The sequence below is a fragment of the Streptomyces sp. NPDC059499 genome (assembly GCF_042749285.1).
Taxonomy (GTDB): Bacteria; Actinomycetota; Actinomycetes; order Streptomycetales; family Streptomycetaceae; genus Streptomyces.
In genome coordinates, this window is the sequence record NZ_JBHYTT010000010.1 from 71,750 (window position 1) to 95,535 (window position 23,786).

The following is a 23,786-nucleotide window of genomic DNA, read 5'->3' on the forward strand; positions in this document are numbered from 1 at the left end:
ACAAGTGTTCTTCACAGTAAGGTCGTTGAACCAGTTCCACCGTGGGGGGAGAGAACGGATGGTGCAGCACAGAGTCGGCTATGCGCCGGGGGTGTACGACCTGTTCCACGTCGGTCACCTCAACATCCTGCGGCATGCCCGCAGTCAGTGCGACTACCTGGTCGCCGGGGTCGTCTCCGACGAGATGGCCGCACTCGCCAAGGGCCACAAGCCGGTGATCCCGCTGAACGAGCGGCTGGAGATCGTCCGCAGCGTGCGTTACGTGGACGCGGCGTTCGTGGAGACCGTCCCCGACAAGGTCGAGACCTGGCAGCAGGTCCGGTTCGACGTCATCTTCAAGGGCGACGACTGGCGCGGCACGGAGAAGGGGAAGCGTCTGGAGCGCGACTTCGCCGAAGTCGGCGTGGAGGTCGTCTACTTCCCGTACACCGTCCACACGTCCAGCACCCAGCTGCGCCGCGCCCTCGACGTCCTCGTCAGCCGGCCCGGAGCGCTTTCAGCTCCCTGAACCACTTGGCCAGGAACGCGACCAGGAACAGCGCGTGCACGGCGGCGAGTACGGCGTAACCGGCCCGGAAGACCACGGGTGCGCCGAGCAGCAGGAAGACCAGGGCGAACACCCCGTAGTCCGCGGGAAGCAACGCCACGGCCCGCACCCGGGACACCGGAGCCGTGGCGCCCGCGGCCGCCGGTGCGGTCCGGGCGGCCCCCTTGCCCAGCTGTTCCCGCAGGAGCCCGGCGCAGAAGGTGAGCACCGCGACGAACAGGAAGCCGAGCGGCAGCAGGAGCCAGGCGTCCGAGGGCAGTTCGGCGAACCGGTAGAACGAGATCAGTACGACGGTGTGGACGAGGATCATCTTCGCGCAGTCCACGACATGGTCGAGCCATTCCCCGTCCGGGCCGCCCCGTCCGGTCAGCCGGGCGAGCTGCCCGTCTGCCGAGTCGAAGGCGAATCCGACGGCCAGGCCCGCGTACACGACGATCCCGAGCCACCAGGACGGCTCGGAGAGCGCCACCGCGGCAAGGGCGGAGAACGTGAAGGCCGCACTGATCATGGTGACTTGATTGGGCGTCAGACCCGCACGGTACGCACCTGCCGCCAGCAGACGGCCGGCCGGCCGGTTCACGTACCGCGAGTAGAGCGAGACACCCTTGGACGACTTCTGTGCGCCGCGCAACTCGCGCAGCACCGTACCCGTGCTTTCCATACGCCCCCCAGCGTCCGGCCTGTTCCCCGCTGCATCATGGCACGCAGAGACCCCGGACGCCCTGGATTCGTACCGGCGGCATGACCTTGCGGGTAATCGACGCCCCGGCGGCCCCGGGACAAGCTGTTCCTGCCGCTCCGGACCACGGAGCGGCAGCCTCAGCACCCTGGGAAGGGACCCGTCATGACCGTTCACGAGGACGCCGTCCGACGCTACTTCGCCGCCTGGAACGCCGGCAGTACCGAGGAGATCGAGAAGGCGGTGTCCGCAGCCTTCACCGAGGACGCCACCTACACCGACCCGTTGGCCGACGTGCGCGGCCACGACGGGCTGACCGCGGCGATCAGCGGCGCGCAGGCACAGTTCCCCGGCTTCGACTTCGTACCCACCGGGACGCCGGACGGGCACCACGGCCTGGTCCGCTTCACGTGGGACCTCGTCTCCCGGGCCGACGGCTCGGCGCCCGCCGCCGGCTTCGACGTGATCACCTTGGCGGAGGACGGCAGGATCAGCTCCGTCAGCGGCTTCCTGGACCGGCTGCCGGGGGCATGAAAGGGAGTCAGCCCCTCCCGGCTCCCGCTCCGGGGCCCGGATCCTGCTCGGTGAGCTGCTCGTCCAGTTCGTCGAAGAGCAGCTCACCGTGCTCGATCTGACCGGTCCGGTACGCGGAACGGGCCACCAGATGGGCCGCCACCGGGCCGGTCATCAGCTGGAAGAAGGCGATGAGGGCGAGCGTCGCCAGGTCCATGCCGCTGCGCAGCCGCAGAGCGACGCCGGCCAGGACCAGCAGGAGGCCGAGGGCCTGCGGCTTGGTCGCCGCGTGGCTGCGCGACAGCACGTCGGGCAGCCTCAGCATGCCGATCACACCGAGCAGACAGATCACCGCCCCGAGGAACACCAGGGCCGCACCGGCCGTGTCGGTGACCTGCAGCCAGACGCTCATTCCCGCTCCTCCTTGCCTTCGGGCGTCCGGCGCGACAGCGGACGGTCGCGTACGGCGATGAAGCGGGCGATGCCCACGGATCCGGTGAAGCCGAGGAACGCCAGCACCAGCATGATCGGGAAGTAGAACGGGTCCCGGGCGAGCGCCGACTTCGCGCCGAGGCCCGCGATGATCAGGGCGGCGCACACGTCGAGGGCGATGGCCCGGTCCAGCATGGAGGGGCCGCGCCAGATCCGTACGAGCAGCAGCGCACCCGCGAGGACGAGGACCACCACGGCGGCGGTCAGCAGCACATGGTCGACGGTCTCGACGCCGCTCATGCCCCGTTCCTCCTGTCGTCGGACTGCGTGGTCGCCGGGGGTGCCTGCGCGACCCTCGCGATCTCGTCGCGGGTGCCGAAAGCCCGTACCGTCAGCTCTTCCAGGCGCCAGACGGAGCGCCTGGCCGCGTCCAGCGCCGCGGGCCTGTCGGCGTCGAGCACGTGCAGGAAGACCGTGGCGGTGTCCCTGCGCACCTCGACGATCGATCCGCCGGGAACGTTGGACACGGCGACGGCGGTGGCGGCGAGCATCAGGTCGCTGCGGCAGCGCAGCGGCACGCCGATGACGGCGGGCCTGTGCGGACGGCCGGCGAAGATCTGCCGGGTGACTTTCACGCCCGAGGTGTACATGTCGTAGAGGAGGTATCCGGCGAGCAGAAGGATGCCCCAGGGGTGCAGCCGCAGACCGAGGTCGACGCTGGGCAGGGGGAACGCCAGGCAGACGGCCACCGCGACGACCACTCCGGTGACGACGTTGGCCCAGGTCAGGGTGGACCACAGCAGCACCCAGATGAGGGTGAGCCAGGCGATCAGCGGAAGGTCGAGGACGCGGCGGCGACGGCCGGCGAACTCACAGCTGAAGGGCGGCAGTTCGGGGTTCCGGTAGGACAGGGTGATCAGGCGTTTCACCGGCCGAGCACCTCCTCGGTGTAGGGGGTCCGTTCGACGAGTTCGTCGGCCGCACGGTCGGTGAAGGCGGTGAGCGGACCTGCCAGCACGGTGAAGGCGAGACCGAGTGCGACCGCCGCCGCGGTGGCGGCGGGCATCGCCGCCGGCGGTCGGGTCGTCGTGATGACGGCCCGTCCGTGCAGACTCGCGGCGACAACCTGCCCGGCCGGCCGCGGAGTGCCCCCGACCGGTTCGTCGCCCGTGCCGGGAATCCGGTCGGGACCCGGGTCGACATCGTCGTCGTCGGTTTCGTCGGCCGACTCGAGAACGGTGCCGTAGGCGGCCTGACCCGGCGGTTCGGCGCGCCAGAAGGCCAGGTTCCAGATCTTGGCCATCACGTAGAGGGTGAGCAGACTGGTCACGGTCGACCCGGCGACCAGGATCCAGGCCCAGACGCTGCCCTCGGCGACACCGGCGCGCATCAGTCCGAGCTTGCCGATGAAGCCGGACAGCGGGGGGATCCCGGCGAGGTTCATGGCCGGTACGAAGAAGAGGACGGCGAGCAACGGCGCCGCCTTGGCCAGTCCGCCGAGGCGGGTGAGCTCGTTGGTGCCGCCCCGGCGTTCGATGAGCCCCGCGACGAGGAAGAGCGTGGTCTGGACGGTGATGTGGTGGACCACGTAGAAGATCGCCCCGCCGTACGCGTCGCGGGTGGCGAGGCCGATCCCGAAGACCATGTAGCCGATGTGGCTGATGAGGGTGAAGGAGAGCAGCCGCTTCAGGTCGGTCTGGGCGACCGCCCCGAGGATGCCCACGACCATGGAGGCGAGCGCGGCGGCCATCAGGAGGTCGCCGAGCCGGTTCCCGGGAAAGAGCAGCGTCTCCGTGCGCAGCATGCAGTAGATGCCGACCTTGGTCAGCAGGCCCGCGAAGACGGCCGTGACGGGCGCGGGCGCGGTCGGGTAGGAGTCGGGGAGCCAGGCGGCGAGGGGGAACAGTGCGGCCTTGATGGCGAAGACGGTGAGCAGCATCGCCTGGAGCAGCGTCTGCACACCGAGCGGCAGTTCGGGCAGCCGGAGCGCCAGCTGGGCGAGGTTGGCCGTGCCGGCCGCCGCGTACGCCATGGCGATGGCGGTCAGGAAAAGCATCGAGGAGAACAGCGAGATGATCACGTACGTGGAACCCGCCCTGATCCGCGGCCCGGTGCCGCCGAGGGTGAGCAGGACGAAGCTGGCGACCAGCATGATCTCGAAGCCGACGTAGAGATTGACGAGGTCGCCCGCCAGGAAGGTGCACGACACCCCCGCCACGAGGATGAGGTAGGCGGGGTGGAAGACGGCGACCGGAGTCTCCTTGTCCCGGTCGGCCATGCCCTGGCCGAGCGAATAGACGAGGACGGCCAGGGTGATGGCCGAGGAGACGGTCAGCATCAGTCCGGACAGCCGGTCGGCGACCAGGGTGACGCCGAGCGGCGGAGCGAAGTCGCCGAGGTGGACGGAGAGGGGCCCCTGGCGGTCGGCCGCGATCATCAGGCCGACGGAGAGGCCGAGGACGGCGGTGAGTACGGCGACGCTGATGAAGCGCTGGAAGTGGGCGAGCCGGGTGCCGAAGGCGAGGCTCAGCCCGGTGGCGCAGAGCGGCAGCAGCACGGGCAGCGGGACGAGCGCGTTCATCCGGCGGCTCCTCGGTCGGGACCGGCCGCGCCGGGACCGGGGCCGCCGGAACCGGGACCGGTCGGCCCCGGACTGGCGGGACCGGGGCCGTCGGTGTCGGGGCCGGCGGATTCGGGGTCGATGTTCACGTAGTCCTCCGGATCGGCTCCCAGCACGTCGTGCCACAGATCGCCGGTGGCGTCCCGGCCCCGGGCCTGCAGCGCGCGGTCGGCGCGCAGCCGGGAGCGCAGCCGGTGACGCTCCTCGCGGTAGCGGGCGCGTTCCTCCGGTGTGCGGCCGGCCTCCGCCCGGTACTCCTCGCGCAGCTCGGCCCACTCCCCCAGCACTTCGGCACGCAGCACGATGCGCCGGTCCTCCAGGTCGTCGTGGACCTCGTCCGTGCCGGTCAGCTGGAAGCTGCGGTAGGCCATGGCCAGCAGGAACGCCGTCGTGGCGAGGGTGATGACGATGGCGGTGAGCGCGATGGCCTGGGGCAGCGGGTCGGTGACCTGTCGCAGCGGCACGCCGTAGAGCAGCGGGGCCTCACCCGCCGAACCGGTCGCGGAGAGGACCAGGAGGTTGATGCCGTTGCCCGCGATGACCGCGCCGAGCAGGATGCGGGTGAGGGGCCGGGTGAGCATGAGGATGCCGCCGACCGCGCAGAGCACCACGGCGGTGGCGAGGAGCGAGACACTGACCGTCATCCCCGGCCCTCCGTCCCGGTGCCGGTCACGGGGGCGAGAGCGCCGGCCGCCCGTTCGATCTGCCGGTCGACCTTCGCGCCCAGCGCCCGCACGATGTCCAGGACCACGCCCAGGACCAGGAGATAGACCCCGAAGTCGAAGACGACGGGTGTGCCCAGGTGGTAGCTGCCGAACACGGGCAGATGCCCGTGGTACGTCCAGGCATGCAGCACGGTGCCCTCCGCGAGGCCGAACAGGCCGACCCCGGTGGAGAGGACCAGGCCGAGGCCGGTGAAGAGGCCCGGCTGCAGGGGCGCGGCCTCGGCGAGTTCGAACCTGCCGCCGGCCAGGTAGCGGGTGATGAAGGCGAGTCCCGCGACGAGTCCGGCGACGAACCCGCCGCCGGGCAGGTTCTCCGCACAGAACAGCAGGAACAGCGAGAGCACGAGGATGGGGTGGAAGAGCAGCCTCGCCACCACCTCGAAGACGACGGAGCGGTGTTCCGGCGCCAGTGTCGACCCCGCGGCCAGCCAGCTGCGTTCGGGTGCGGTGTCGTCGCCCCGCGGCATGCCGGTCAGATGTGGCGCGTTCAGCGACCAGGCCGTCATGCCCCGCAGTTCCTGTCTGGACGGGGGCGCTTCGCTGCGGCGGTGCAGATAGATGAGGCTGGTCACCCCGATCGCGGCCGCTGCCAGTACGGCGGACTCCCCCATCGTGTCCCAGGCCCGCAGATCGACCAGGATCGTGGCCACGACGTCCTTGAGCCCGTGGTCGGCCACCTCCTCGACCATCGCGGCGCCTGCCGGCTCGGCGACGCGTGCGGCGCCGGACACCCACACGACCACGCCGAGAGTCGCCGCGGCGCCGAGCGCCACGGGAATGCGCACGGCCCGCCGCCAGGTGCTGACGGACTCCTGGAAGTGCACCGGCATCCGGCGCAGCACCAGCACGAACACGATCATCGACACGGTCTCGACGCAGAACTGGGTGAGCGCCAGATCGGGGGCGCCCTGGACGACGAAGAGCAGAGCGGCTCCGTACCCGGTCAGTCCCGCCAGCACCACGGCCTTCATCCGGCGGCTGACGGTCAGGCAGAACAGGGCGGCCGCGCAGGTCAGCACGGCCAGGGCGCCCTGGAGCGGTGCGTCCCACAGCCTGGGGGCGACCGCTCCCCGCCAGGGGCGGTCGGTGAACAGGACCGCGAGCTGCCCGGCCAGCATCACCAGCAGGGTGGTGGCCAGGTAGACGGAGAGCGAGCCGCGCTGGACGAAGCCCGTGATCTGCAGGGCGAGGCGTTCCAGCCCGAGCAGCAGATGGCCGAAGACGCTGTCGGCGGTCGGCCAGGCGATCCGCCGGGAGATCCGGGTGACGGCGGTGCTCCCCGCGAAGAGCACGGCACCGCCCGCCCAGGTGAGGGCTGACAGCAGCAGGACCGTCCCGAAGCCGTGCCAGAGCGCGAGGTGGTAGGGGTGGGCGGGGACCGGGAAGGCGTCTGCGTACGCACCGAACAGCCTGTCCGTCCACCCGACGCCGGGCCCGAGTACCAGGCCGGCCACGGCGAGCAGCGCGGGCGGGGCCAGGAACGCGGCACCGACGCGGCGCACGGGGGTGTCCACGACACCGGGCTTGCGCCAGAACGCCCCCCACACGAAGCGGAGGGTGTACGCGACGGTCAGCACCGACCCGACGACGGTGGCGGCCAGTACCCAGCGGTCCGAGGTGTCCCCGTGCAGCAGCGCGTAGAAAGCGGCCTCCTTGGCGGCGAAGCCGAGGAACGGCGGCAGGGCGGCCATGGAGGCGGCGGCAAGGACGGCGACCGTGCAGACGTACGGCAGCGAGCGGCCGACCCCGGAGAGTCTGCGCAGATCACGGGTGCCCGCCGCACGGTCGACGACGCCGATGACGAGGAACAGCGCCGCCTTGAACAGGGCGTGGCCCAGGATCATCGCGACGGCGGCGAGTGCGGCGTCCCAGTTGCCGGCCCCGGCGAGAACGGTCAGGAAGCCGAGCTGGCTGACGGTGCCGTAGGCGAGGACGAGCTTCAGGTCGTTGAGTCGCAGTGCGCGCCAGCCGCCGAGCAGCATGGTCGCGGCGCCGAGTACAAGGACGACGGGCCGCCAGACGGGGACGTCGGCGAAAGCGGGGGCGAGCCGCGCCACCAGGTAGACACCGGCCTTGACCATGGCCGCCGCGTGCAGATAGGCACTGACGGGGGTGGGGGCGGCCATGGCGTTCGGCAGCCACAGGCTGAAGGGCCAGATCGCGGACTTCGACAGCGCCCCGCACAGGACCAGGACGACAGCCACCGAGACGGCGAGGGTCGTCTCCGGTGGATCGGCGACGATCGCGGAGATCCGGTAGGTGCCGGCCGCCTGACCGAGGATCAGGAAGCCGACCAGCATGGCGAGGCCGCCGAGGGTGGTGACGGTGAGTGCCTGGAGTGCCGAGCGGCGGTTCTGTTTGCGCTCGCTGCTGTGGCCGATCAGCAGGTAGGAGAAGACCGTGGTCAGTTCCCAGAACACGTAGAGGGTGATCAGGTCGTCGGCGAGCACGAGGGCGAGCATCGCGCCGGCGAAGGCCAGCAGGTTCCCCGCGAAGGCGCCCAGTTGCGGGGTGTCGTCGGTGAAGTAGGAGGCGCAGTACAGCAGGACGAGCGTGCCGACACCGGCGGCGAGCAGCACCATGAGCTCGGCGAGTGCGTCCAGGCGCAGATCGAAGGAGACGCCGTAGGCGGGGATCCAGTCCCAGGACCGGCCGACCGTCCGTCCGGCCGCCGCGGTGTCCCACTCGGTGGCCGCCCAGACCGTGGCGGCGGCGGGGGGCAGTGCGAGTACCACGAACGCACGCCTGCCGAGCCGGCGCACCAGTGGGCCCGCGCAGGCAGCCAGGACGAAGTGGCAGACGATGAGCGCGATCACGAGGTGGGGTCCGGAACAAAGGGCACCGAATACAGATATATCCCCCGGCCGCATTCACCCGTCCGGCGCGCCGCACGGGCTCGGTCCCGCTCCCGGCCGCGCTCAGACGTGGTCGGCGCACGCTCCGCTGTGGTCACAGAACGGCGTGTTCCCGGTCCGCCCGCAGCCACACAGCATCACCCGGGTCTCCTTCCGGGGTCCCTCCGGTGTGGCCACCTCCAGGTCCCCTCGCACATGGAGCACCCCGTCGCCGTGCAGGGAGACGTGCGTCGGCACGTCGGGAACCTCGTCCGGCAGTCCGTCGGTGCGGTGGTACTGCAGGGCTCCGCTGGGGCAGAGCCGGATGATGTCCGCCACTTCGTCGGCGGACGCGCCTTCGGGCATGATCCACGGCCTGCGCCCGGCCTGGAAGACATCCGGCAGCCCGCGCACGCATTCGGCGGCGTGCAGACAGCGGTGCGCGTCGTAGCTCACGGTGATGCCTTCACCGTCGTACGACCTGGCCGCAGGGTGCGGAGGCGGTTCGCTGGTCACCGCTGGCCCTCCCACTCGCGTGCGTGGGGCTGTATACGGAATACCGACTCCTCCAGCGTCACACCGGAGCGCTCGCCCCGCTACCCGGGCGAATCCGTGATCCCGGGACTTCGACGGATGCGGCGAGATCGCGCGGGCGCCCCCGACGCGCATGCGAGCCTGAGGCCACTTGTCTTCATTCTTCTCGCTCTGGAGAGACCTGAGATGCCAACACCCTTGCGTGTACTGATACATGGTGGCGGAATCGGCGGGCTGACGCTCGCCGTCGCGCTCGCCCGGCGCGGCCACACGGTCGAGGTCGCCGAGCTCCGCGACGAGCTGGACGCGCTGGGCGTCGGCATCATCCAGCCGTCCAACGCCCTTCACGTCATGCGTGAGATCGGTGTGCTCGACGCCTGCGTCGCGGCCGGCTTCGAGTGGGAGGTGCTGACCATCTGCGATCCGGCCGGCGCCACGCTCGCCAAGATCCCGCAGCCCCGGATGGGCGACGCCCCGTCCGGCAACGGCATCCCGCGCCCCGCCCTGGCCGGGGTGCTCGGGGACGCCGCCGCGGCTGCCGGGGCCGTGATCCGCCTCGGTACGACGATCGCCGAGCTGGCCGACGACGGTTCCGGCGTCGACGTGACCCTGTCCGACGGCTCGACGGGCCGCTGGGACCTGGTCGTCGGCTTCGACGGCATCGGCTCCCCGCTGCGGACCCGGCTGTACGGCGACCGCTTCACGGCCGAGTACACCGGCTTCGCCAACTGGCGGGTCACCGTGCCGCGCCCGCCCGGCGTCCAGGGCGTCGTGATGAGTACCGGCAACCGGGCGGCGAAGGCACTGCTCACTCCGATGACGGACGAACTCATGTACCTGGGCGCGGTGTTCGGCGAGACGGCGGACTTCCGGCCGGATCCCGCGCGGGCCCACGAGCAGCTCGCGGAGCGGCTGACCGCGTTCTCCGGGCCGGTCGCCGAGGCGCTCACCCATGTCACGGACCCGGAAGCGGTCGTGTATTCGCGGATCTCACAGGTCACGGTGGAGGAGCCCTGGCACGTCGGCCGGGTCGTCATCGCCGGTGACGCCGCGCATGCGAGCACCCCGCATCTCGCGCAGGGTGCGGCCATGGCGGTGGAGGACGCACTGGTGCTGGCCGAGTCGCTGGACGCCGAGGACAACGTGCCCGCGGCACTCGCGGCCTGGGAGGCCCGTCGGCGCCCGCGCGCCATGTTCGTGCAGAACCTGTCGCGCGCGATCCTGAAGCAGGAGACGGGCGGCGCGACGACCCCCGAGGAGGACAAGCTCCTCGAGATCGGCATCCCGGGCGCCGCACACGTGCTGGTCGAGCCGTACTGAGCCGACACGGCCGGGGCAGCCGTTCCTTGGGCTGCCCGGGCCACGTGACGGGGTGCCGTCCGCGCTCGCTCAGTCCAGCACCGCGATGCCGTCCAGCTCGACCAGTGCCTGTTCGTCCCAGAGCCTGGCCACACCGATGACAGCCATGGCCGGATACTCGCGCCCCGCCAGCCTGCGCCAGATCCTGCCCAGTTCGTGGGCGTGGGAGCGGTAGTCGGCGACGTCGGTGGCGTACACGGTGACCCGGGCCAGGGCGGCCGGGGAACCGCCCGCGGCACGCAGAGCGGTGAGCAGATTGCCGAGCGCCGTCTCGAACTGTTCGGGCAGGGTGGCCCCGAGGACCTTGCCGTCGCCGTCGAGGGCGGTCTGGCCGGCCAGGAAGACCAGCCGGCCGCCGCTGACCGCGACGGCGTGCGAGAAACCGGTGGCCGGGGCGAGCTCGGTGGGGTTGATCCGGATGAGCGGGTTCATGCGGGCGTCTCCTGTGTCGCGTACAGCTCCTTGGCGATGATGGTGCGCTGCACCTCGGTGGCCCCCTCGTAGATCCGGGGCGCGCGGACCTCCCGGTAGAGGTGTTCGAGCAGATGGCCGCGGCGCAGGGCGCGTGCGCCGTGCAGCTGGACGGCCGCGTCGACGACGAACTGCGCGGTCTCGGTGGCGTACAGCTTCGCCATGGCGGCACGCCCCGGGACTCCCGGTTCCCCCGCGTCGTACGCCGCGGCGGCCGCGTACACCAGGAGCCGGGCGGCCTCGGTGCGGGTGGCCATTTCGGCGACCTGGTGGGAAACGGCCTGGAGGTCCTTGAGCGGTCCGCCGAACGCGGTGCGGTGCGCCGTGTGTTCCAGGGTGGCGTCCAGTGCGGCGCGCGCCATGCCGACGGCGAACGCGCCGACGCTCGGCCTGAAGAGGTTCAGGGTGTTCATGGCGACCCGGAAGCCCCGGCCGGGTTCCCCGAGGACGTCGTCGTGCGTGACGGGTACGCCGTCGAAGTCGAGGGTTCCGATGGGGTGCGGGGAGAGCATGTCCAGGGCCGTTCCGGTGAGTCCGGGGCGGTCGCCGGGGACGAGGAACGCGGTGACGCCGCGGGCCCCTTCACCCTCCGCCGTGCGGGCGAAGACGGTGTAGAAGTCGGCCTCCGGGGCGTTGGAGATCCAGCACTTCTCCCCGGTCAGCCGCCACCCGTCCGCGGAGCGCCGGGCGTCGAGGGCGAGTGCCGCCGCGTCGGACCCGGCGCCCGGCTCGCTGAGCGCGAAGGCGGCCACGGCGCGGCCGGCACTCACCTCGGGGAGCCAGCGCTCGCGCTGGAGCGGGGTGCCCGCCTGGACGACGGGATACGTGCCGAGGCCCTGGAGTGCGAGCGCGGTCTCCGCCTCGGTACAGCCGCGGGCCAGGGACTCGCGCAGCAGACAGAGGTCCAGCGCGCCGGATCCCAACATCCGGCCGAGAAGCCCGAGCTCGCCGAGGGCGGCGACCAGCGGGCGGTTGACGCGGCCCGGGGTGCCCTTCTCCGCGAGTGGGCGCAGCTGTTCACCCGAGAGGGTGTAGAGCTCGTCGCACCATGCGGTTTGACCGGGATCGAGGGAGAATGCCGTCATACCGGCGCCTCTCTTGTCACGACTCTTCGCGGACCTATCGCGGACTGTTGACTGCCGTCACTCAAACGATACGCTCCAAGGGCGACAAGGGGGCGATGCTTCATGAAGCCGTCAGGTACCGCAAGTGCTCACTCCGACACGTTCGCGCGCGACCATCTCCCGCCCGCCGGACAGTGGCCCGAGCTGGTCTTCGACCTCCCCGAGCTGCTCTATCCCGACCGGTTGAACTGCGGGTACGAGCTGCTCGACCGGACCGCGGAGCGCTTCGGGAGTGAACGCCCCGCCTTCCGCGACCCGGACGGCGGCGTCTGGAGTTACGGGGAACTGCGGGACCGGGTGGACCGGATCGCCCATGTACTGACCGACGACCTGGGTGTCGTCCCCGGCAACCGGGTCCTGCTGCGCGGCCCCACCACCCCGTGGCTCGCCGCCTGCTGGCTCGCCGTGATGAAGGCGGGCGCGGTCGCCGTGACCGTACTGGCCCAGCAACGGCCGACGGAACTCGCCACGATCTGTCGCCTCGCCAGGGTCGGTCATGCCCTGTGCGACATCAGGTCGGTCGACGACCTGGTGAAGGCGCAGGTACCCGGGCTGCGGGTCACGGCGTTCGGCGGAGAGGCCCCCGACGACCTGACGCGGCTCGCGGCGGCCCGGCCGGGGGCTTACCGGGCGGTGGACACGGCCGCCGACGACATCGCGCTCATCGCGTTCACTTCCGGGACCACCGGACGGCCCAAGGGCTGTATGCACGTCCACCGCGATGTGCTGGCCGTCGCGGACACCTTCGCCCACCACGTCCTGCGGCCCCGCCCCGACGACGTGTTCACCGGCAGCCCCCCGCTCGGCTTCACCTTCGGGCTCGGCGGCCTGGTGATCTTTCCCCTGCGGGCCGGGGCCTCGTCCCTGCTGCTGGAACAGGCCGGCCCCAAGCAGCTCCTGCCCGCGCTCGCCGCCCACCGGGTCTCGGTGCTGTTCACGGCGCCGACCGCGTACCGCCTGATGCTCGACGAGCTGGACGGCCATGACCTCTCCGCGCTGCGGCGCTGCGTCTCGGCCGGGGAGAACCTACCCGCGGCCACCTGGCAGTCCTGGCACGAGCGGACGGGTCTGCGCATCATCAACGGCATCGGGGCGACCGAGCTGCTGCACATCTTCATCTCCGCGGCCGACGAGGCGATCCGCCCCGGCACCACGGGCACACCCGTGCCCGGCTGGCAGGCACGGGTGGTCGACGACGACGGCGAGGAACTGCCCGACGGCGAACCCGGCCTGCTGGCGGTGCGGGGACCGGTCGGCTGCCGCTACCTCGCCGACGAGCGCCAGAGCCAGTACGTACGCCATGGCTGGAACATCACCGGCGACACCTACGTCCGCGAGCCTGACGGCTACTTCCGCTACGTCGCCCGCGCCGACGACATGATCATCTCCTCCGGCTACAACATCGCCGGCCCCGAGGTCGAGGAAGCCCTCCTGCGCCACCCCGACGTCGTGGAGGCGGCGGTGGTGGGCCGGGCGGACGAGCTGCGCGGTCAGATCGTGGCGGCGTACGTGGTGCTCCGCGAGGGTGCCGAGCAGTCGGCCGACTCCCTGCGCGCCCATGTGAAGTCGGAGCTCGCGCCGCACAAATGCCCCCGTGCCATCGAGTTCCTGCCCGCGCTCCCGCGGACCGCGACCGGCAAACTCCAGCGCTTCCTCCTGCGCACCTCTCCGGACCCGCACGGCCGAACCGCTCTAGAGTGATCACGTGGCCGAGCACTCTCCCCGTTCCCTGATCGTCACCCTCTACGGCGCCTACGGTCGCTCCCCGGGCAACGCCCCGCTGGCGGTGTCCGAGCTGATCCGTCTGCTGCACGCGGTCGGCGTCGACGCTCCGTCCGTGCGCTCCTCCGTCTCCCGGCTCAAGCGCCGCGAGCTGCTCGTCCCCGCCCGGACACCGGACGGGGCGGCCGGATACGCCCTGTCGGCCGACGCGCGTCAGCTGCTCGACGACGGCGACCGGCGGATCTACCGGCATCCCTCGCCCGGGCTCCGGGAGGGCTGGGTGCTCGCCGTCTTCTCCGTACCGGAGGCGGAGCGCCACAAGCGTCACCTGCTGCGCTCCCGCCTCGGCAACCTCGGCTTCGGCGCGGCCGCCCCCGGGGTGTGGATCGCGCCCGCCGGACTGTACGAGGAGACGCGGCACACCCTGGAGCGGCTGGAACTCGCCCCGTACGTGGAGCTGTTCCGCGGGGAACACCTCGGTTTCGCCGCGACGAAGGAGTCGGTGACCCGCTGGTGGGACCTGGACGCGATCGCCCGGCTCCATCTGGACTTCCTGGAGCAGCAGGAGCCCGTGCTGCGGGGCTGGGAGGCCCGGTCCGGCGGGAGTGCGCCGGACCCGGAGGATGCCTACCGGGACTACCTCCTCGCCCTGGATTCCTGGCGGCGGCTGCCGTACGCGGATCCCGGGCTGCCCGAGGAGCTGCTGCCCAAGGACTGGCCCGGCGGCCGTTCGGCGGAGGTGTTCGGGCGGCTGCACACACAACTGCGGGACGTGGGAGCGGTGTTCGTGGGCGCGAAAGCCGACGCAGGATGAAATCGGGGTGCCCCGAAGGCTGCTGACCCGGCAGGATGAGGCATGACCTGGACCTTCACCGATGACGTCGGCGTCTTCCTGGACGCGGCAGGCGCGTCACTGGCCGCCCGGCCGGCGGAGAACACCCTGGTGCTGACCGTCACCGCGACCCTGCGGCACAGCGGTCCGCACGCCTACGGCGAGGGAACTCCGCTGCTGGGGTGGTGGCGCGGGATGGACGGGGAGGTCGCGGGGACGCTCGTGCGGACGCCTCCGTTCGTGCCGATCCTGGGGACGGTGGCTCCGGAAGCGATCGGTCCGCTGGCCGAGGCGGTCCCGCTGCCCGGCATCAACGCGGACCGCGCCACCGCCGAGGCGCTGGCCTCCCGCTGGCCCGACCACCGGGTCGACGAGGAGCACCGGCTGTACCGTCTGCGCGCGTTGGCTCCGCCCTCCCCCGCGCCCGCCGGAAGCCCGCGTACCGCGACCGGTGCCGACCGCGCGCTGCTCATCGACTGGTTCAGGGCCTTCGGCGAGGAGACGGGCCAGTCGGGCGACCGGGCGGAACGGATCGTGGACGACCGGACGTCGCACGGCGGGCTGACCGTCTGGGAGGACGACGGTGTCCCCGTGTCGATGGCGGGCGTCTCGCGCAGGGTCGCGGGCACGGTGCGGGTCGCGACGGTCTACACACCGCCTGAGCACCGCGGCCGGGGGTACGCGGCGGCGGTGACGGCGGAGGTCAGCCGCGCGGCGCGGGAGGCGGGGGCCGAGGAGGTGCTGCTCTTCACGGACCTCGCGAATCCGACGAGCAACGGGGTGTACCGGCGCATCGGCTACGAGGCACTCTCCGACCGGCTGCTGATCACCGCGGAGCCGAAGTGACGGACGGAGACCGGGATGCGTCACCGGAGCAGGTCTGGCTGGTTGCCGCGAACGTGGTGCGCTGGCGGCGGTACGGGGACGGCGGGCAGGAGCTCCGGCCGGGCACCAAGTCCTACCGCGGCGGATCGAAGGTGCATGTGGTCTCGACCTACCCGGGAACGGCCCACGAGCAGCTGACGACGATCGGACGCGGACGCCACACGGGCACGTACATCACCATCGACATGGCGACGCGCAACCTGCACACCTTTCGCGCCGTGCCGGTCCACAGCCCGGCCGTGCTGCGGCTGTGGACGGAGGCCGGCGTGGGTGGCTGCCGGCCGAGCCGGGAGGACGCCGAGGAGCTGGCCGTACTGCTCGAACGGCTGGCGGCCGAGTACCGCACCACCTCGTGGGGCTCGGCTCATCCCCTGCCCTGCCGCTGCCACGAATGTCTGACGCTCAGCCCAGGGTGAGGCGCGGCTTGGGAGCGTCGGTGCGGCCCGTCGGCGGGGTGCGGCTGCCCGCACGGTACGGAAGGGGCCATGGGGCGCCCGGACCCTCGTAGCCCTGCTCGGCGGCGGCGTGCAGGGTCCAGTGCGGGTCGTACAGGTGCGGGCGGGCCAGGGCGCAGAGGTCGGCGCGGCCCGCGAGGAGCAGCGAGTTGACGTCGTCCCAGGAGGAGATGGCGCCGACCGCGATGACCGGAACGTCCAGGGTGTTGCGGATCCGGTCGGCGTACGGGGTCTGGTAGGAGCGGCCGTACTCGGGGCGTTCGTCCGGGACGACCTGGCCGGTGGAGACATCGATGGCGTCGGCGCCGTGTTCGGCGAAGGCCCGGGCGATCCCGAGGGCGTCCTCGGGGCTCGTACCTCCCTCGGCCCAGTCGGTGGCGGAGATCCGGACGGTCATGGGCCGGTCCTCGGGCCACACCTCGCGGACCGCGTCGAAGACCTCCAGGGGAAAGCGGAGACGGTTCTCCAGCCGCCCGCCGTAGGCGTCGGTGCGCCGGTTGGTGAGCGGGGAGAGGAAGCCGGAGAGTAGATAGCCGTGCGCGCAGTGCAGTTCGAGGAGGTCGAATCCGCAGCGGGCGGCCCGCCGGGCGGCGTCGGTGAACTGGGTACGGACTCTGTCGAGCCCGGCCCGGTCCAGGGCGTGCGGGAGTTGGCTGACGCCCGGTGCGTACGGGATCGGGGAGGCGGCGCTCAGCGGCCAGTTGCCTTCGTCCAGCGGCTGGTCGATGCCGTCCCACATCAGTTTCGTGGACCCCTTGCGGCCGGAGTGGCCGAGCTGGACGCCGATCGCGGCGCCGGGGGCGGAGTCGTGGACGAAGCGGGTGATCCTGCTCCAGGCGGTGGCCTGCTCGTCGGTCCACAGGCCGGTGCAGCCGGGGGTGATGCGGCCTTCGGGGCTCACGCACACCATCTCGGTCATGGTGAGTCCGGCGCCGCCGAGTGCGCGGGCGCCCAGGTGGACGAGGTGGAAGTCGCCGGGCATCCCGTCGACGGCGGAGTACATGTCCATGGGCGAGACGACGACGCGGTTGCGGAGTTCGAGGCCGCGCAGCCGTAGCGGGGTGAACATCGGCGGGGTTCCCGGGGGGCAGCCGAACTCCGCCTCGACGGCTCCGGTGAAGTCGGAGTCGCGCAGCCGCAGGTTGCCGTGGGTGACGCGGCGGCTGCGGGTGAGGAGGTTGAAGGCGAACCGCCGGGGTGGCTGGTCCACGTACAGCGGGAGTTCCTCGAACCAGCGCAGGCTCGCCGCCGCGGCACGCTGCGTGGAGAGGACGACCGGGCGCCGCTCGGCCTCGTACGCGGCCAGGGCGGCGGGCAGGTCGGGCTGTTCCTCGATACAGGCGGCCAACGCGAGGGCGTCCTCGACGGCGAGTTTGGTGCCCGATCCGATGGAGAAGTGGGCGGTGTGGGCGGCATCGCCGATGAGGACCGTGTTGCCGTGGGCCCAGTGGGTGTTGGTGACGGTGGCGAAGGTGAGCCAGGAGGAGTTGTTGGACCGCAGCGGCCTGCCGCCGAGGGCCTCGGCGAAGACCTTGGCGCAGCGTTCGGTCGACTCGGTGGCATCGCAGGTGTCGAGACCGGCCGCCCGCCAGACCTCTTCGCGCATCTCGACGATGACGGTGGAGGCGTCGGGCGAGAAGGGGTAGGCGTGCAGCTGCATCACGCCGTACTCGGTCTCGGCGATCTCGAAGCGGAAGGCGTCGAACGCGAAGTCGGCGGCGAGCCAGATGTAGCGGTTGCGATGGGTGGCGGTCCGCGGGCCGAAGTGGGCGGCGTCCGCCTCGCGGGTGGCGCTGTGCACACCGTCGGCGGCGATGACCAGGTCGTGGTGGGCGGCGAGCTCGGCGGCGGGCGGGGCCTCGGCCCCGAAGCGGAGGCGTACACCCAGGGACGCGCAGCGCTCGTGCAGGATCTGCAGGAGCCTGCGGCGGCCCAGCGCGGCGAAGCCGTGGCCGTCCGAGGTCTGGGTGGTGCCCCGGTGGACGACGTCGATGGTGTCCCAGCGGACGAACTCGTCCCGCAGCGCCGCGTACACGACCGGGTCGGCATGCTCGATGCCGCCGAGCGTCTCGTCGGAGAGGACCACCCCGAAGCCGAACGTGTCGTCGGGCGCGTTGCGCTCCCAGACGGTGATCTCGCGCCGGGGGTCGAGCCGCTTGAGGAGGGCCGCGGCGTAGAGCCCGCCGGGCCCGCCGCCGATGACCGCGATCCGTCCGGTGCGCGGAGTGTCCGCGGCGGATGAGGGCATCGCGCTACCGGCCCTGCCACTTCGGCGGCCGCTTCTCGGTGAAGGCGGCGTGGAACTCCGCGTAGTCCTCACCGTTCATGAGAAGCGCCTGGGTGGCGGCGTCCAGTTCCACGGAGGCCGCGAGCGGCATGTCGAGCTCGGCGGTGAGAAGGGCCTTGGTCTGGGCGAGGGCGAGTGCGGGGCCGTCGGCCAGCCGGCGGGCGAGTTCCGCGGCCTGTACGTCGGCCCTGCCCTCCTCGGCCATCTCGCTGATCATTCCGATGCGCTCGGCCTCGGGGGCGCGGACGGGTTCGCCGAGCATCAGGAGCCGGGTGGCGTGGCCGAGGCCGACGACGCGCGGCAGGAGGTAGGCGGCCCCCATGTCCCCGCCGGAGAGACCCACCTTGGTGAAGAGGAAGGCGAAGCGGGCGGAGGGGTCGGCGACGCGGAAGTCGGCGGCGAGCGCGATGACCGCCCCGGCCCCGGCGGCGACCCCGTGCACAGCGGCGATGACGGGGAAGGGGCACTCCCGCAGGGCGCGTACGACCTGTCCGGTCATCCGGTTGAAGTCGAGCAGCTGTGCGGTGTCCATGGCGAGCGTGGCGCCGATGATCTCGTCGACATCGCCGCCGGAGCAGAATCCGCGGCCCTCACCCGCGAGCACGAGCGCGCGCACGGAGCGTTCACGGGAGAGCTCGGCAAGGAGGTCGCGCAGGTCGGCGTAGGCGCCGAAGGTCAGTGCGTTGAGCTTCTCGGGCCGGGCGAGGGTGACGGTCGCCACCCCGTCGTGCCTCGTCAGGCGCAGATGTTCCCATCGCTCCGTATGCGGGACGGAGCCGGTGAACGGGCTCATGGAAGGGGTCCCCTTCAGCCGTCGGGCCGCTGTGATCCGCTTCGAAGTTATCACTCATACGTGACTTCCGTCATGAGCGCGCAATAACTGATCCGTCGCGCCGATGTGGCGAAGGTCCCGTTTGTACCGGTCGACCGCCCCTATGTCTGAGGCGGTGTACTTCGTAAGGTTGAACCCAGGAAGTCCTGGTACCGAACCTTCGGTGCAGAACTTCGGTACAGAGCCTCCGTACGGAACATCGGTACAGAACCTTCGGTACTGAAATCTCCGTACAGAACTCTTCGTACAGACGTCCGGTACGACCCTCCGGCGCAGCTCGGCAGGGAAGCCCGGTGCAGGATGTCCCGCTCCCGAACGGAAACCGCCTTGCCGCCCGACGCCCCCGCCCCCGTGCCCACCTCCTGGCGCGTCGCACTGCCGCACTCCACGGCCGCCGTGCCGATCGCCCGTGCCCTCATCCGTACGGCGCTGGCGGACATCGACGCACCGGCGGACAGCGACACGGCCGAGCTCCTCACGGCCGAACTGGTCGCCAACGCCGTGGAGCACACCGACGGCGCGGGGCCCATCGAGCTGGTCGTCGAGCTCATGGCGACCGGCTGCCAGGTCGAGGTGCACGATCACGACCCCGGCCCGCCCGGAGACCTGTCACGCCCCCGGCCCGGCAGCGAGCCGGACCCCTGGCAGGAGCACGGCCGCGGACTGGTCCTGATCCGCACCCTCAGCTCCGCCTGCGGTCATCGCGCCACCGAGCACGGCAAGGCCGTCTGGTTCACCCTTCCGTCGGTGCGGCCGCCCGGCCCTCGGGGCTGACCAGCCGGGACCGGCTGCGGCCGTAGCCGGCGTACACGAGGGCTCCGACCGCGAGGAAGACCACGAACTGCACCCAGGTCGACCAGCCCGTCCCGTACATCAGGTACAGGCAGAAGGCGACTCCCAGGACCGGGCTGAGCGGGTAGAGCGGCACCCGGAAGGAGCGCTTCAGCTCCGGATTGCGGCGGCGCAGCGCGATCACCGCGATGTTCACCACCGCCATGATCGCGAGGGTGCCGATGGTCGTCAGGTTCACCACGACGTCGAGCGAGGAGAAGGCCGCCGGGATCGCGAAGAGGAGCGCCACGATCCAGGTGTTGGCCACCGGCGTGTGCGTCCGGGGCGAGACGCGCTCGAAGACCCGGGGGATCAGACCGTCGCGGGACATCGACATCAGGATCCGGGTCTGCCCGTACATCACCGCGAGCACGACGGACGCGATCGCGACGACCGCGCCGAAGGCGATGATCCCGCCGCCGACCGCGGAGTCGGTGACCTGGTCGACGACCAGCGAGAGCGCGGCCGGCTTGTCGGACACCGCGTCCGCGCCCAGTGCGCCGATGGCCCCGAGGGCGACCGCGCAGTAGAGCAGCGTGACGAGGCCGATACAGATCATGATCGCGATCGGGATGTTCCGCCGGGGGTTCTTGACCTCTTCGCCCGCCGTGGTGATGGCGTCGAACCCGATGTAGGAGAAGAACGCCAGCGACGCGCCGGCGGTGACCCCGGCCATGCCCTCGGGAGCGAACGGGGAGAGGTTTCCGTCCTCGAACGCGGTGAAGGCGATCACGCAGAACGCGATCAGGATGCCGATCTTGAGGACCGCCATCGCAGCCGTGGCCCCGGCGCTCTCCCGGATGCCGCGCACCAGCAGAGTGGCGGCCATCATGATCACGACGACCGCGGGCAGGTTGATCACTCCCCCGTCCGCGGGACCCGAGGACAGGGCGGCCGGCAGTTCCCAGCCGAAGATGCTGTTCAGCAGCTCGTTGACGTACTGGCTCCAGCCGACCGCGACCGCGGAGACCGAGACGCCGTACTCCAGCAGCAGGCACCAGCCCACGAGGAACGCGACGCGCTCGCCGAGCGTGGCGTAGGCGAACGAGTACGAGCTGCCGGAGACCGGGATGGCGCCGCCGAGCTCGGCGAAGGAGAAGGCGGTGAAGATGCAGGTGATCGCGGCGAGGACGAACGAGACCACGACCGCGGGGCCCGCTTCGGCGACGCTGTCGGACAGGCCGACGAAGATCCCCGTGCCGACGATCGCGCCGACTCCGAAGCACACGAGCTGGAACAGCCCCATGGTGCGCCGGAGGCCATGGCCCTCCAGGTCGGCACCGGACTCGGCGACCAGCAGGTCGGGGCTCTTGATGCGCGACCTGCTCACCGGCGGGCTCACGGGTGTCCGGGGGGAGGGGACGGAACTCATGGGGGGACGTTCTCTTCTCTGGTGGAGCGTGGGGCCGGGGCCGGGGCGCCCGCGGAAGGTGCGGGGCGGACCTGGAGGCTCCGGGCGGGACGACCGAGGAACCCGTGGGGAGGACTCGGACCGAGCGCACAGAAATGGGGTTCGAGCGTGCGAGCCCGAACCCCACCAAGTGCCACCATCGTAGGCGCCACCACGCATGTTCACCCAATCGGGTGCAAGCTCATGCGTACTGCCCCTGGCCCGCCATGGTGGCCACGAGAACGGCCTTGATCGTGTGCATCCGGTTCTCGGCCTCGTCGAAGACGACGGAGTGCCCGGACTCGAAGACCTCGTCGGTGACCTCCAGCTCGGTGAGGCCGTGGCGCTCGTGGATCTCCCGGGCCACTTTCGTACCGAGGTCGTGGTAGGCGGGGAGACAGTGCAGAAACTTGACGCCGTCGTTGCCGCTGGCCCGCAGGACGTCCATGGTCACGGCGTACGGCGCGAGCGCGGCGATCCGCTCGTCCCAGACCTCCTTGGGCTCACCCATGGAGACCCAGACGTCGGTGGCGACGAAGTCGGTGCCGCGGACGCCTTCGGTGATGTCCTCGGTGAGGGTGATGCGCGCACCGCTGGACTCCGCGAGCTTGCGGGCCTGCGCCACGACCTCCTGGGCCGGCCAGTACGACTCGGGCGCGACGATCCGGACGTCCATGCCGAGCAGGGCGCCGGTGATCACGTAGGAATTGCCCATGTTGAAGCGGGCGTCGCCGAGGTAGGCGAAGCACAGCTGGTCCAGCGGCTTGTCGCTGTGCTCGGTCATCGTGAGGATGTCGGCGAGCATCTGGGTGGGGTGCCAGTCGTCGGTGAGTCCGTTGAAGACGGGGACGCCGCTGTACGCAGCCAGCTGCTCGACCGACTCCTGGCTGTCACCGCGGTACTCGATGCCGTCGAACATCCGGCCGAGCACACGTGCGGTGTCCATGACCGACTCCTTGTGGCCCATCTGCGAGCCGGAGGGGTCGAGGTATGTCGTGGAGGCACCCTGGTCGGCGGCGGCCACCTCGAAAGCGCACCGCGTGCGGGTCGAGGTCTTCTCGAAGATCAGCGCGATGTTCTTCCCGCGCAGCCGCTGCACCTCCTCGCCCGCCTTCTTGGCGGCCTTGAGCTCGGCAGCCAGGGCGATCAGGCCGCGGAACTCCTCGGCCGTGAAATCCAGCTCCTTGATGAAGTGGCGGCCTGCGAGGTCTATGGCCATGGTGACTGCTCCTGGGTCGGGCTGAGGACACACATACAGTGACCCTGGAAGTCTATACGAGACTACGCATTGATATACAGAGGTGGTGGGGTGCCCGGTCGCCCCTGGAAGCCCGTGTCGCACACCGCCGGGCAGCTCGTCGTCCGGGCGGGCGGTCGCTCACACCGGGTCGCGCACCACCGGGCAGCTCATACAGCGCGGACCGCCTCTGCCCCGCCCCAGCTCACTGCCGCGGATCTCGATGACCTCGATGCCCTCCTTGCGCAGAAAGGTGTTGGTGGTGGCGTTGCGCTCGTACGCGACCACGACCCCGGGCTCCACGGCCAGCACGTTGCAGCCGTCGTCCCACTGCTCGCGCTCGGCCGCGTGGACGTCCTGGGTGGCGGTGAGGACCCTGATCCCGTCCAGGCCCAGCGCGGCGGCGATGGCCCGGTGCATGTGCTCGGGCGGGTGGTCGGTGACCTTCAGCTCCCGGGGACCGCTGCCCGGCTCGATCGTGTAGGAACGGAGCATCCCCAGCCCGGCGTACTGCGTGAACGTGTCCCCGTCGATCATCGTCATCACCGTGTCGAGGTGCATGAACGCGCGGCGCTTGGGCATGTCGAGCGCCACGATCGTCCGGGCCGACCCGGCGTCGAAGAGACCCCTGGCGAGCATCTCCACGGCCTGCGGAGTGGTGCGCTCGCTCATCCCGATGAGGACGGCACCCCGGCCGATCACCAGGACGTCGCCGCCCTCGATGGTGGACGGGTAGTCGTGCTGCCCCTCGGACCAGTGGTGGAAGACGCCCGCTTCCGGGCCGGTGAACAGCGGATGGTGCCGGTAGATGGCCTCGAAGTGCACGGTCTCGCGCTGCCTGGCCGGCCAGCGCATCGCGTTGATGGACACCCCGTCGTAGATCCATGCCGAGGTGTCGCGGGTGAAGAGGTGGTTGGGCAGCGGGTTGAGGAGGAAGTCGTCCAGGTCCATGACGTGGAAGCGGACGGACGTCGGCTCGGCGTGCCGCTCCAGAAACTCCCGCTTCGTCATGCCGCCGACCAGCGCCTCGGTCAGCTCGGCGGCCGACAGCTCCTCGAAGACGGCACGCAGATGCTCGGTGGCGAGCGGCCCATACTCCTTCTCCTCGAACACCCGGTCGAGCACGAGCCGCCGCGCCACCGGGATGTCGAGGGACTCACGGAGCAGGTCACCGAAGAGGTGGACCTCCACACCGCGGTCGCGCAGGACATCGGCGAAGCCGTCGTGCTCCTCCCTGGCGCGGCGCACCCACAGCACGTCGTCGAACAGGAGCGCGTCCTTGTTGCTGGGGGTGAGCCGCTTCAGCTCCAGATCGGGGCGGTGCAGGATGACGCGGCGCAGCCGCCCGGCCTCGGAATCGACATGGAATCCCATGTCTCCATCCTCACCGCGCGGAGCACCGTTCACCCCGCGAACGGCCAACCCGTTCCCGGACCTGTCCGGGCGGTCCGGTCCGGGAGTCTCCCGGACCGGACCG

At 71.1% G+C, this 23,786-nt stretch carries 23 protein-coding genes; 8 read left to right on the forward strand and 15 right to left on the reverse strand.

What is annotated here, in order from left to right; translation table 11 throughout:
* Positions 1–58: 58 nt before the first annotated feature.
* Positions 59–508, forward strand: coding sequence for an adenylyltransferase/cytidyltransferase family protein (locus ACFW9O_RS22890; RefSeq protein WP_351167558.1), 450 nt, complete (start codon positions 59–61; stop codon positions 506–508).
* Here ACFW9O_RS22890 and ACFW9O_RS22895 read toward each other — a convergent pair.
* Positions 477–1,208: a CDP-alcohol phosphatidyltransferase family protein gene (locus ACFW9O_RS22895; protein WP_384611734.1), complete on the reverse strand. Its 732-nt coding sequence runs from the start codon at positions 1,206–1,208 to the stop codon at positions 477–479. The two genes, ACFW9O_RS22890 and ACFW9O_RS22895, sit on opposite strands and share 32 nt — an antisense overlap.
* 183 nt (positions 1,209–1,391) lie before the next feature.
* On the opposite strand from ACFW9O_RS22895, the gene ACFW9O_RS22900 reads away from it, so the two are divergent.
* Entirely contained in the window at positions 1,392–1,760 is a 369-nt protein-coding gene (locus ACFW9O_RS22900; RefSeq protein WP_384611736.1) for a nuclear transport factor 2 family protein, read from the forward strand.
* Positions 1,761–1,767: 7 nt separating this feature from the next.
* On the opposite strand, the gene mnhG is transcribed toward ACFW9O_RS22900, so the two are convergent.
* The 7 genes from mnhG to ACFW9O_RS22935 all read right to left on the reverse strand — a co-directional run bounded on the left by mnhG (position 1,768) and on the right by ACFW9O_RS22935 (position 8,866).
* Entirely contained in the window at positions 1,768–2,151 is a 384-nt protein-coding gene (gene mnhG / locus ACFW9O_RS22905) for a monovalent cation/H(+) antiporter subunit G (RefSeq protein ID WP_351167564.1), read from the reverse strand.
* Positions 2,148–2,471: a monovalent cation/H+ antiporter complex subunit F gene (locus ACFW9O_RS22910; RefSeq protein ID WP_384611738.1), complete on the reverse strand. Its 324-nt coding sequence runs from the start codon at positions 2,469–2,471 to the stop codon at positions 2,148–2,150. Before ACFW9O_RS22910 ends, mnhG begins: the two co-directional genes overlap by 4 nt.
* Positions 2,468–3,100: a Na+/H+ antiporter subunit E gene (locus ACFW9O_RS22915; protein ID WP_384611740.1), complete on the reverse strand. Its 633-nt coding sequence runs from the start codon at positions 3,098–3,100 to the stop codon at positions 2,468–2,470. Before ACFW9O_RS22915 ends, ACFW9O_RS22910 begins: the two co-directional genes overlap by 4 nt.
* Positions 3,097–4,752, reverse strand: coding sequence for a Na+/H+ antiporter subunit D (locus ACFW9O_RS22920; RefSeq protein ID WP_351167570.1), 1,656 nt, complete (start codon positions 4,750–4,752; stop codon positions 3,097–3,099). The genes ACFW9O_RS22915 and ACFW9O_RS22920 overlap by 4 nt, the downstream gene beginning before the upstream one ends.
* Positions 4,749–5,435: a Na(+)/H(+) antiporter subunit C gene (locus tag ACFW9O_RS22925; RefSeq protein ID WP_384611741.1), complete on the reverse strand. Its 687-nt coding sequence runs from the start codon at positions 5,433–5,435 to the stop codon at positions 4,749–4,751. The genes ACFW9O_RS22920 and ACFW9O_RS22925 overlap by 4 nt, the downstream gene beginning before the upstream one ends.
* Positions 5,432–8,332: a Na+/H+ antiporter subunit A gene (locus ACFW9O_RS22930; protein ID WP_384611743.1), complete on the reverse strand. Its 2,901-nt coding sequence runs from the start codon at positions 8,330–8,332 to the stop codon at positions 5,432–5,434. The genes ACFW9O_RS22925 and ACFW9O_RS22930 overlap by 4 nt, the downstream gene beginning before the upstream one ends.
* Before the next feature lie 102 nt (positions 8,333–8,434).
* The gene (locus ACFW9O_RS22935; protein WP_384611745.1) at positions 8,435–8,866 is read right to left on the reverse strand and encodes a (4Fe-4S)-binding protein; all 432 of its coding nucleotides are present in this window, start codon (positions 8,864–8,866) and stop codon (positions 8,435–8,437) included.
* 204 nt (positions 8,867–9,070) lie between these two features.
* Between ACFW9O_RS22935 and ACFW9O_RS22940 the strand changes: the two genes are divergently transcribed.
* Positions 9,071–10,204 (forward strand): FAD-dependent monooxygenase, encoded by a 1,134-nt coding sequence (locus ACFW9O_RS22940; protein ID WP_384611747.1) that lies wholly within the window; start codon positions 9,071–9,073, stop codon positions 10,202–10,204.
* Positions 10,205–10,273: 69 nt separating this feature from the next.
* Here ACFW9O_RS22940 and ACFW9O_RS22945 read toward each other — a convergent pair whose 3' ends face one another.
* Positions 10,274–10,675, reverse strand: coding sequence for a RidA family protein (locus ACFW9O_RS22945; protein ID WP_384611749.1), 402 nt, complete (start codon positions 10,673–10,675; stop codon positions 10,274–10,276).
* The gene (locus ACFW9O_RS22950; RefSeq protein ID WP_384611751.1) at positions 10,672–11,799 is read right to left on the reverse strand and encodes an acyl-CoA dehydrogenase family protein; all 1,128 of its coding nucleotides are present in this window, start codon (positions 11,797–11,799) and stop codon (positions 10,672–10,674) included. The genes ACFW9O_RS22945 and ACFW9O_RS22950 overlap by 4 nt, the downstream gene beginning before the upstream one ends.
* Positions 11,800–11,901: 102 nt before the next feature.
* On the opposite strand from ACFW9O_RS22950, the gene ACFW9O_RS22955 reads away from it, so the two are divergent.
* The 4 genes from ACFW9O_RS22955 to ACFW9O_RS22970 are packed head-to-tail and all read left to right on the forward strand — an operon-like array spanning position 11,902 to position 15,693.
* Positions 11,902–13,539: an AMP-binding protein gene (locus ACFW9O_RS22955; RefSeq protein ID WP_384611752.1), complete on the forward strand. Its 1,638-nt coding sequence runs from the start codon at positions 11,902–11,904 to the stop codon at positions 13,537–13,539.
* A 4-nt stretch (positions 13,540–13,543) separates the two neighbouring features.
* On the forward strand, positions 13,544–14,374 hold the full coding sequence (locus ACFW9O_RS22960) for a PaaX family transcriptional regulator C-terminal domain-containing protein (RefSeq protein WP_384611754.1): 831 nt from the start codon (positions 13,544–13,546) through the stop codon (positions 14,372–14,374).
* A gap of 42 nt (positions 14,375–14,416) precedes the next feature.
* Positions 14,417–15,238 carry a GNAT family N-acetyltransferase gene (locus tag ACFW9O_RS22965; protein WP_384611756.1) on the forward strand — a complete coding sequence of 274 codons (822 nt, stop codon included), beginning with the start codon at positions 14,417–14,419 and terminating at the stop codon, positions 15,236–15,238.
* Entirely contained in the window at positions 15,235–15,693 is a 459-nt protein-coding gene (locus ACFW9O_RS22970) for a hypothetical protein (RefSeq protein ID WP_384611758.1), read from the forward strand. The genes ACFW9O_RS22965 and ACFW9O_RS22970 overlap by 4 nt, the downstream gene beginning before the upstream one ends.
* Here ACFW9O_RS22970 and ACFW9O_RS22975 read toward each other — a convergent pair.
* Positions 15,680–17,980: a bifunctional salicylyl-CoA 5-hydroxylase/oxidoreductase gene (locus ACFW9O_RS22975; RefSeq protein WP_384611759.1), complete on the reverse strand. Its 2,301-nt coding sequence runs from the start codon at positions 17,978–17,980 to the stop codon at positions 15,680–15,682. The two genes, ACFW9O_RS22970 and ACFW9O_RS22975, sit on opposite strands and share 14 nt — an antisense overlap.
* Positions 17,981–17,984: 4 nt before the next feature.
* Positions 17,985–18,812, reverse strand: coding sequence for an enoyl-CoA hydratase family protein (locus ACFW9O_RS22980; protein ID WP_351167592.1), 828 nt, complete (start codon positions 18,810–18,812; stop codon positions 17,985–17,987).
* A gap of 366 nt (positions 18,813–19,178) precedes the next feature.
* On the opposite strand from ACFW9O_RS22980, the gene ACFW9O_RS22985 reads away from it, so the two are divergent.
* Positions 19,179–19,625, forward strand: coding sequence for an ATP-binding protein (locus tag ACFW9O_RS22985; RefSeq protein ID WP_351167594.1), 447 nt, complete (start codon positions 19,179–19,181; stop codon positions 19,623–19,625).
* Here ACFW9O_RS22985 and ACFW9O_RS22990 read toward each other — a convergent pair.
* From ACFW9O_RS22990 to ACFW9O_RS23000, 3 genes are all read right to left on the reverse strand, one after another.
* Positions 19,585–21,054, reverse strand: coding sequence for an amino acid permease (locus ACFW9O_RS22990; RefSeq protein ID WP_384611760.1), 1,470 nt, complete (start codon positions 21,052–21,054; stop codon positions 19,585–19,587). The genes ACFW9O_RS22985 and ACFW9O_RS22990 overlap by 41 nt on opposite strands.
* Before the next feature lie 220 nt (positions 21,055–21,274).
* Positions 21,275–22,291, reverse strand: a complete 1,017-nt coding sequence (gene argF / locus ACFW9O_RS22995) for an ornithine carbamoyltransferase (RefSeq protein ID WP_384611762.1) — start codon at positions 22,289–22,291, stop codon at positions 21,275–21,277.
* 159 nt (positions 22,292–22,450) lie between these two features.
* Positions 22,451–23,683, reverse strand: coding sequence for an arginine deiminase (locus ACFW9O_RS23000; protein ID WP_384611763.1), 1,233 nt, complete (start codon positions 23,681–23,683; stop codon positions 22,451–22,453).
* Positions 23,684–23,786: the final 103 nt, after the last annotated feature.

What these genes read in the sequence shown, in the direction of transcription:
- mnhG (WP_351167564.1), bottom strand. Translation starts at nt 2,151, where the DNA reads ATGAGCGTCTGGCTGCAGGTCACCGACACGGCCGGTGCGGCCCTGGTG.
- ACFW9O_RS22895 (WP_384611734.1), bottom strand. Translation starts at nt 1,208, where the DNA reads ATGGAAAGCACGGGTACGGTGCTGCGCGAGTTGCGCGGCGCACAGAAG.
- ACFW9O_RS23000 (WP_384611763.1), bottom strand. Translation starts at nt 23,683, where the DNA reads ATGGGATTCCATGTCGATTCCGAGGCCGGGCGGCTGCGCCGCGTCATC.
- ACFW9O_RS22955 (WP_384611752.1), top strand. Translation starts at nt 11,902, where the DNA reads ATGAAGCCGTCAGGTACCGCAAGTGCTCACTCCGACACGTTCGCGCGC.
- ACFW9O_RS22990 (WP_384611760.1), bottom strand. Translation starts at nt 21,054, where the DNA reads ATGAGTTCCGTCCCCTCCCCCCGGACACCCGTGAGCCCGCCGGTGAGC.
- ACFW9O_RS22900 (WP_384611736.1), top strand. Translation starts at nt 1,392, where the DNA reads ATGACCGTTCACGAGGACGCCGTCCGACGCTACTTCGCCGCCTGGAAC.
- ACFW9O_RS22910 (WP_384611738.1), bottom strand. Translation starts at nt 2,471, where the DNA reads ATGAGCGGCGTCGAGACCGTCGACCATGTGCTGCTGACCGCCGCCGTG.
- ACFW9O_RS22940 (WP_384611747.1), top strand. Translation starts at nt 9,071, where the DNA reads ATGCCAACACCCTTGCGTGTACTGATACATGGTGGCGGAATCGGCGGG.
- ACFW9O_RS22950 (WP_384611751.1), bottom strand. Translation starts at nt 11,799, where the DNA reads ATGACGGCATTCTCCCTCGATCCCGGTCAAACCGCATGGTGCGACGAG.
- ACFW9O_RS22890 (WP_351167558.1), top strand. Translation starts at nt 59, where the DNA reads ATGGTGCAGCACAGAGTCGGCTATGCGCCGGGGGTGTACGACCTGTTC.
- ACFW9O_RS22975 (WP_384611759.1), bottom strand. Translation starts at nt 17,980, where the DNA reads ATGCCCTCATCCGCCGCGGACACTCCGCGCACCGGACGGATCGCGGTC.
- argF (WP_384611762.1), bottom strand. Translation starts at nt 22,291, where the DNA reads ATGGCCATAGACCTCGCAGGCCGCCACTTCATCAAGGAGCTGGATTTC.
- ACFW9O_RS22965 (WP_384611756.1), top strand. Translation starts at nt 14,417, where the DNA reads ATGACCTGGACCTTCACCGATGACGTCGGCGTCTTCCTGGACGCGGCA.
- ACFW9O_RS22925 (WP_384611741.1), bottom strand. Translation starts at nt 5,435, where the DNA reads ATGACGGTCAGTGTCTCGCTCCTCGCCACCGCCGTGGTGCTCTGCGCG.
- ACFW9O_RS22920 (WP_351167570.1), bottom strand. Translation starts at nt 4,752, where the DNA reads ATGAACGCGCTCGTCCCGCTGCCCGTGCTGCTGCCGCTCTGCGCCACC.
- ACFW9O_RS22945 (WP_384611749.1), bottom strand. Translation starts at nt 10,675, where the DNA reads ATGAACCCGCTCATCCGGATCAACCCCACCGAGCTCGCCCCGGCCACC.
- ACFW9O_RS22980 (WP_351167592.1), bottom strand. Translation starts at nt 18,812, where the DNA reads ATGAGCCCGTTCACCGGCTCCGTCCCGCATACGGAGCGATGGGAACAT.